The sequence below is a fragment of the Brevibacillus borstelensis genome (assembly GCF_037834415.1).
GTDB classification, from domain to species: Bacteria; Bacillota; Bacilli; order Brevibacillales; family Brevibacillaceae; genus Brevibacillus; species Brevibacillus borstelensis_A.
This window is the reverse complement of the sequence record NZ_JAUMSJ010000097.1, coordinates 1-1,166: the sequence shown is the minus strand read 5'-3', so window position 1 is coordinate 1,166 and position 1,166 is coordinate 1. Positions and strand designations below refer to the sequence as shown.

The window sequence follows — 1,166 nt, the reverse complement described above, 5'->3', positions numbered from 1 at the left end:
GGTAAAAAGAGCCACGCTCCAGTAAAACATAAGACCAGTCATCTTTGTATTCGGTAATATTACTCAAGTCGTTCCAACCTTCTAGTGCGTATTCTTGATCAAATACCATGATGTTTCCTTGATAACTGTAGTAGACATTATCAACAAATTTTGCACTATTAAGAAATACCATTGGTGTATAATAACCAGAGTCATTGTTCTTAAAGAGCCAAGTATAGTCATTTTCATAGGTGGTACTATTTTTCGTATTTAACATCGCATAACCCTTTACACCACCAGGTGCCCAAAAGTTTGAAGCTGGGCCTAATTTAGTCCAACGTGTAGGATCAGCAGCGCTTGCTTTGCATTTAGAATCATTTTGTTGATCGTCACAACCAAGAGCTGGCCCTGCCTCAACTTCCGTTGCCATTACTGAACTTGCGGACAATACTAATGCAGCTGCTAGCAGAAATTTACCTAAATTAACTTTTTTCATAATAGAATAACCTACCCCTCTTAGAATTCTCCTACGGTCTACCGCTTATCAAACGTGCTACACTATTTGCATTTATCCCCCTATAAATGTCATATTGTGGCAGTAAACCCAAAAACAGATTATCAAAACTTGTCTAAAAAATTTGTCGGTTTATGGTAGAAAAACACAAATTGGTAAAATATGACCAATTACTAAATTCCATTTCATCTCATTACTATGGACATTGGTATTGATTATTTTTTTTATAGATACTATTAGACTATATATGTTGAGAAATTTCGAATTTTTCATTTTGTTTGAGAGGTTTTAAGTTGGATTTCTAAAAACAGTGAAACATGTGAGAAGGCAGACGACTTACTTAATTCTATTTGAGATTACTTCCACATTTTAAAAAGCCGGTCTCGCAGCAGAACGTATATAGAAGTGGAAGATTCCTAAAATTTTCGATAAATTGAGGCTTTAATATCCGGTTTTAAGAATGCTCTTGATGAGAACACCTTGCGTTCGCTCGAAGATATCCATAAAGAAAGTAACTGTTCGACATGCTTGATCAAATCAACGCAAGCGGGAAAGAAGTAGAACATGCCATCCTGAAAATCACGGCTTGTATAGCTTACCTCAAGGAAAAAATTGCTGAAATGTAACAGAATAGCTGGTCATTGAGTTCGTTGCAATTGGGGAAGCGACCATG

Annotated in this window: 1 protein-coding gene; it reads right to left on the bottom strand. The window is 36.2% G+C overall.

All coding sequences use genetic code 11. From position 1 onward, the window contains the following. A partial coding sequence (locus tag Q3F21_RS27115) for a hypothetical protein (protein WP_340259700.1) occupies positions 1–475 on the bottom strand: 475 nt, incomplete at its 3' end. Positions 476–1,166 lie beyond the last annotated feature (691 nt).